The organism is Bythopirellula goksoeyrii (assembly GCF_008065115.1).
Classification (GTDB): domain Bacteria; phylum Planctomycetota; class Planctomycetia; order Pirellulales; family Lacipirellulaceae; genus Bythopirellula; species Bythopirellula goksoeyrii.
Window position 1 is genome coordinate 1 of sequence record NZ_CP042913.1, and the last position, 6,280, is coordinate 6,280.

The 6,280-nt window shown below is 52.9% G+C and carries 7 protein-coding genes; 6 read left to right on the top strand and 1 reads right to left on the bottom strand.

Annotated features, from left to right (window positions below):
- The 6 genes from Pr1d_RS25935 to Pr1d_RS26575 all read left to right on the top strand — a co-directional run bounded on the left by Pr1d_RS25935 (window position 1) and on the right by Pr1d_RS26575 (window position 6,078).
- On the top strand, window positions 1–1,083 hold the full coding sequence (locus Pr1d_RS25935) for a DnaA/Hda family protein (protein WP_210417837.1): 1,083 nt from the start codon (window positions 1–3) through the stop codon (window positions 1,081–1,083).
- A 406-nt stretch (window positions 1,084–1,489) separates the two neighbouring features.
- Complete coding sequence (dnaN, locus tag Pr1d_RS00010) at window positions 1,490–2,605, top strand: DNA polymerase III subunit beta (RefSeq protein WP_148071583.1); 1,116 nt, start codon at window positions 1,490–1,492, stop codon at window positions 2,603–2,605.
- Between the two features lie 12 nt (window positions 2,606–2,617).
- Window positions 2,618–3,046: a DUF721 domain-containing protein gene (locus Pr1d_RS00015; RefSeq protein WP_148071584.1), complete on the top strand. Its 429-nt coding sequence runs from the start codon at window positions 2,618–2,620 to the stop codon at window positions 3,044–3,046.
- 75 nt (window positions 3,047–3,121) lie between these two features.
- Window positions 3,122–5,608, top strand: coding sequence for a DNA gyrase subunit B (locus tag Pr1d_RS00020; protein WP_148071585.1), 2,487 nt, complete (start codon window positions 3,122–3,124; stop codon window positions 5,606–5,608).
- A 35-nt stretch (window positions 5,609–5,643) separates the two neighbouring features.
- Window positions 5,644–5,874 (top strand): DUF433 domain-containing protein, encoded by a 231-nt coding sequence (locus tag Pr1d_RS00025; protein WP_148071586.1) that lies wholly within the window; start codon window positions 5,644–5,646, stop codon window positions 5,872–5,874.
- A gap of 9 nt (window positions 5,875–5,883) precedes the next feature.
- Window positions 5,884–6,078, top strand: coding sequence for a DUF5615 family PIN-like protein (locus Pr1d_RS26575; RefSeq protein WP_168204977.1), 195 nt, complete (start codon window positions 5,884–5,886; stop codon window positions 6,076–6,078).
- Here Pr1d_RS26575 and Pr1d_RS25940 read toward each other — a convergent pair.
- Window positions 6,075–6,280: hypothetical protein (locus Pr1d_RS25940; RefSeq protein ID WP_210417838.1), on the bottom strand; the 206-nt coding region annotated here is incomplete at its 5' end. The genes Pr1d_RS26575 and Pr1d_RS25940 overlap by 4 nt on opposite strands.

Consider the following 6,280-nt stretch of genomic DNA (forward strand, 5'->3'; position numbering starts at 1 on the left):
ATGCAGGTCGACGAAGTATTGCGAATCGATTTGCCGCCAGCTGATCTGGGGACAGGAAGCCCACATGGCGATTCCTTTGCAGCCGGTTCGGGCGCAGAGTTGAACTGCTTCGTCGCCGGTCCGGAGAATCGCTTGCCGATTCGGGCGTTGGAACATCTGCTCACCGCAGAGCCAGATGGCGACAACAAAAAATGGCAGTCCCCTGGCTGGATCTCTCCGCTGATGCTCATTGGGCCGGCGGGAAGTGGCAAGACTCTATTGGTCCAAGGCATCGTTCGTCGCTGGTTTCCTGCACTGGGCGACGAGGGTGTTGCGTACTTCACTGCCATCGATTTTTCACGTGGGCTACAAACCTCACGTAGCGAAGGGACGCTTCCTGAGTTCCGAGAGCTGCTGCGAAAGCTCCGACTTCTGGTGATCGAAGATCTGCACAAATTGCCTCCATCTCTGACTATCCAGCGAGAATTGCGTGATCTGCTGGATCGTTGTGAAGAGAGGGATGCGACCGTGATTTGCACTTCCCGGATGGCGCCGACAACCCAGCAGCAACTCGAAGCAGGCTTGCGCGATCGACTTAGCGGCTCGTTGATGCTATGGCTCAACCATCCTGGTGCTGCCGCCCGGCTCGAGCTATTGAAGCTGGTTGCCGTGGAACGAGAAACTCCGATCGACGACCGTCAGCTTCGTACCTTGGCAGAATCGGCCAGTGGACCCGCCTGCCAGATAGTGCGAGGCTTGCGGGAATGGGAAATTGCCGTGGAGGTTGGATCGAATCCCGGCGAATATAGGACTGGACTTTCAGCGAAAGAAGTCATTGCCGTGGTGGCACGTTACTTTGGTCTAACTCAAGCGGCATTGAAAGGCCCTGCACGACGGAAAACCCTGGTTTTTGCCCGTAGTATCGCGGTCTATCTGCTGCGTACGCTTACTTCAGTCAGTTACGCCGAGATCGGGCGAGCTTTGGGAAATCGCGATCACAGCACGGTTATGCATGCGATGACTTCGATCCAGCAGTCGTTGCCAAGTGATTGTCAGACACAGAAAACATTGGAGGACTTACGCCGAATCCTGCTCGCTGTTTGAACAAGAAAGAATATTTGAACTGCGATGTTCAAATGGCCCTAATAACACACAACTGGTGGAAAACCTGGCGACAACTTGTTGATAGAGCCTTCTAACTTTTCGCTTTTGTATCATTGCGGAAGCACTGAGTTGTTTTCTTTCTAGTTGTGAACTATTGCTGAACCCTTTACGGACAACAAGACAACAAGTTATCCCCCATATGAAATATCAAAATACCTTAGATATTCAGCGATAATTCTCTGGTGGCACCATGTTATTGACACATATAACGCATACATTACTACTGCTACTAACTTTTAAATAAATAGTAAGACAAATTACATTCAGGAGGTTTGCAGTGAGCACTGTCCTAGAAAGTTCGTCTCAAGTGGAATCTCCGCATAGGAGCGGAAAGGGTGATAGTTCGATGAAAATATCTTGCGATCGCGAGCAACTGTTGCACGCTTTTCAGACTGTTGCTTCGGTGGCCCCGAGTCGGAGTCCCAAGCCAATTTTACAGAATGTCAAACTCGAAGCCTCGGCGGAAAAAGTAACGCTCCTGGCGACGGACCTGGAAGTCGGAATTCGGCATGATGTGGAGGGAGTTGATATTCAAACTTCAGGAGACGCTGTGTTATCGGTTGCACGGTTTGGATCCATTCTGCGTGAAAGCACGGATCAAACTTTGCACCTGGAATGCGATAGCACAGGTATCACGATCCGGGGTGAACGGAGCCAGTTTCGTCTGCCAGCTGAGAATCCCGCCGAGTTTCCACAGGTCACTAAGTTTGAGCAGGAGAGCTACTACGAAGTTCCCGCAAGGCTGTTGCGAGAATTGATTCGTCGCACGGTGTTCGCCACGGACAATGAGAGCAGCCGCTATGCATTGGGAGGCGTGAAGCTGGAATTCGAAGAGGCCGCGCTGACAGCCATTGGCACCGATGGCCGGCGACTCGCCAAGATGACTGGCCCTGTGGTGAAGCATGGCCAACCGCAGGACTCAGATCAGACGACGATTGTGCCAACCCGAGCGATGAGCCTCATCGAGCGAGCAGTGGCCCCCAGCGACAGCGAAGTGCAGGTGGCAGTGAAGGGCAACGAGTTCTTGGTACACAGTTCGCGAGCAACGATTTCTGCACGTCTATTGGAAGGACGTTTTCCGGATTGGAGAAAGGTATTTCCTGAAGGGGGAACCTCGACGGGAATTGAACTCGCCGTGGGGGCTACACTCTCGGCAGTGCGACAGGCAGCTATTGTTACCAGCGAGGAAAGTCGAGGTGTTGATTTCACCTTCGGTGATGGGATGCTCGTGCTATCGGGACGGGCTGCTGAAGTGGGCCAGTCGCGGATTGAGCTCCCCATTGGCTACGATGGACAGGAACTGACCGTAACTCTCGACCCGCGATTTGCGACCGATTTTCTGAAGGTACTCGACGCGGAGAAAACCTTTACATTTGAAGCGAAAGACTCAGAGAGTGCGGCTGTCTGCAAAACGGACGATGGCTACGGTTATGTGATCATGCCCCTTTCTCGAGATCGTTGAGTCCTGGTCTAAATGAATCAGCCAGAAACCAACGCGATTGCAAACCAAGGGGAGGACTCTCAAGCCCTCGGTGATGCCTGGAAAGATTTTGAAACGCGTAGCACCGCGGAGCGGAAGAGGCACTATGCGAGTAGCCCTCGGAAAATCGGTAGTTTACTTGCCGACTTGGTGAGGAGTCGAGGATACGCCCAGATTTCTGTGTCGGAGATTCAAGAGAAAGCCTGGCAAACAGTCGTGGGTACGGAACTCGCGACTGTCACTCAGTTCGCCAAATTAAGTCGGGGGACGATGCAGGTGGTGGTGGCCAATTCGCTGGTGATGCAGGAACTAACGTTCCGCAAGGAACAACTCTTGGCGGGTTTGCAAACGGCACTTCCGGATGCGGGGGTGAAGCAATTACGGTTCAAAGTAGGAAGAGTAACACACAGATCAGAACCCTAGTTCGATCAATTGATTTCCGGCGATCGATTTTAAAATCACTCAACGGAATTTTCTAACAAAACGAATACGAGACAGATGTCAAACGAAGAACCTAGTCAAAAGAAAAAAGCCAACGCTGAATACAGCCAATCCGATCTCGAACATTTGAGCGATCTGGAGCATGTCCGCGAGCGGCCTAGCATGTACATCGGCGATACATCCGGTCGTGGTCTGCATCACCTCGTCTATGAGGTGGTAGACAATTCGATCGACGAAGCGATGGCCAACTACGCCACCGAAGTAAGAGTGTTTATCAATCCGGATGGTTCGGTCTCGGTGGAAGACGACGGCCGTGGAATTCCGGTAGAAAAGCACGACCAACTCTCCGAGCAAATGGATCGCGAGGTATCTACGCTCGAAGGGGTGATGACAGTACTGAAGTTTGGCGGGAAGTTCAGCAAGGGTGCCTACCAAACATCCGGCGGCTTGCATGGTGTTGGTGTGACGGTGGTCAACTTTCTCTCCGAATGGTGTGAGGTGGAAGTTTGTCGCGAGGGTCATGTCTACCATCAAGAGTACGAGCGAGGTGTGCCCAAGGGTGAGGTTCGCCGCGTGGGTACGAGTGATCGGCGTGGCACGAAGACGACGTTCAAGCCTGATCCGCAGATTTTCTCAGTTACGAAGTTTGTTTACACGACTTTATCGAAGCGTTTGCAGGAGTTGGCGTTTCTAAACCGAGGTGTGAAGATTTCGATCACCGATATGCGGACGGATGAATCGGAGACGTTTCAATACGAGAACGGAATCGAAGAGTTTGTCGTCTGGCTCAACCGGGCGAGCGAAGCGGTGCATCAAGAGGTTCTGTACGTCGAGGGTGAGACAGATGGTGTGACAGTAGAGATCGCCTTGCAGTATTCTGGAGAGTACACCGAGAACGTTCACTCCTATGTGAACAACATCACCACGACCGAAGGAGGTACGCATCTCTCCGGATTCCGCACGGCATTGACTCGTTCACTTAATGCCTACGGAAAGAAGCAAAACCTGTTCAAAGACTTAGTGCCGTCTGGAGAGGACGTTCGTGAAGGTCTCACGGCAGTGATTAGTGTTCGCGTGCCGCATCCACAGTTCGAGGGACAGACCAAAACCAAGCTGGGTAATAGCGAGGTCGAGGGAATCGTCAATTCCTTGTTTGGGGACTACCTGAGTAAGTTCTTAGAAGAAAATCCTAAGACGGCCAAACAGATGATTCTCAAAGTCGTTTTGGCGGCTGAGGCCCGCGAGAGTGCCCGCAAGGCGCGGTTGCTGATCCGCGAGCGCAAAGGGGCGCTTGCCGGCGGCGGGCTCCCCGGAAAGCTACGCGATTGTTCTAGCAAAGACGTCGACAAATGCGAACTGTACCTGGTGGAAGGTGACTCGGCGGGTGGTAGCGCGGAAGGGGGTCGGCTACGTGAGTACCAGGCGATTCTGCCTCTTCGTGGTAAAATCATCAACGCCTACAAGAGCCGTGAAGACAAGGTGCTCGCCAACGAAGAAGTCCGTAGCATGATTGCTGCCGTGGGAATCGGCATTGGCGAGGACCAGGATCTGAGCAAGCGTCGCTACGGTCGTATCGTAATCATGACCGATGCCGACGTGGACGGTTCACATATCCGTACGCTGCTGCTCACGTTCTTTTATCGCCAGATGTACGAGCTGGTGGCCCAGGGTCATGTGTACGTCGCTCAGCCACCCTTGTTCCGCGTGCGCAAGGGGAAGGATGTGAACTATGTGCAAACCGACGAAGAAATGAAGACGCAGCTTTTAGATCTGGGGTTGAGCGATAGCGTCTTCGATCCAGGCAACGGCGAACTGGTCGATGGAGAGCGGATGGAGAAACTCTGCCGTACGCTTGCTGCGATGGAGGAATCGATCGTCGCCCTGGAGCGACGCGGGATTAGCCTCAAGGCCCATGCGGTGCGGCAGGATCCCGACACACTGGAGCTCCCCATCTTTCATGTGTTTCTTGGTCTCCATGAACATTGGTTCAATAATCGTGCAGCATTGGAGGCCTTTGTCGAAGAGCAGGAAAAGGCCACCGGCAAAGAGATGCAACTGGATGTGGGAACAATCCCTGTCGAGGAAGTTGCGGAAACCAATGGCCATGCCGCTCCAAAGTTGCGAATCGTCGAACTTCATGAGGTGCGTACGATCAACACGTTGCTCAAGGATCTCTCGGAACTCGGGTTTGAGATCGAATCGCTGATACCCGAAGATCGAACCGGCCTGGAGGGTTCTCGCTACATGCTCCGTCGTGGCGAAAACGAAACCGGTTTGGACGATCTCCGCGGTCTGCCGGCTGCCATTCGGGCAGCGGGAGAAAAGGGTTTGCAAATCACTCGCTTTAAGGGCTTGGGTGAAATGAACGCCGAAGAACTCCGCGAAACGACACTCGACCCCGCCAATCGCACCTTATTGCAGGTGAGAATGGAAGACGCCGGCAGCGCCGACGAGTTGTTCCGCGTGCTAATGGGCGACAACGTAGAGCCCCGCCGCGAGTTCATCCAGAAGCATGCGTTGGATGTGAAGAATTTGGATGTGTAAAGATTGATACATATCTGCGTAAGGAACACTTTCTCATGAATTGGCAAGATAGAATCGAGATAGCTCCTAATGTTCTCACGGGTAAACCGATCATTAAAGGAACAAGAATCGCCGTTGAGTTCGTAGTCGATCTGCTGGCTCGTGGTTGGTCTCAAGAAGACATCTTGGAAGAGTATGATCATCTCACTTCAGAGGATATACAGGCGTGTCTTGCTTACGCCAGTAGCGTTCTGCAATCTGAGCGGGTGTATCTCACCCCTGACTGAGCAATCTCGATGAAGTTTTCACTTAATGAGAATGTTTCAGGATCCGTGATTCGAAGACTGCGGGAGGCAGGTCATGACGTGTTGGCAGCCAAAGAATCCATGCAGGGTGAGTCGGATACAGAAATCTTAATTCGTGCTCAAACTGAAGGGAGAATTGTAGTGGTAGTGTCCGTCAAGATGCGCACATTTGTTTTTAGGGTTTAGCCCTGTCGGTAGGTCCGCCCCCAACTCCGTAGCTGCGTAGCAGCGGAGGTGCGCTGGGCATGGTCGAGCGATTGAGGGTGGAAGTCCCCTGTGGATCCTAACGGAGGTAACCACGAGGTGAAAGCAACTGCACGAGACGGAGTTTGGACATTGGACAATCGAAGTCTATCCCGCGAGGGCGTGTGGGGAGGAAGCCGTAGCC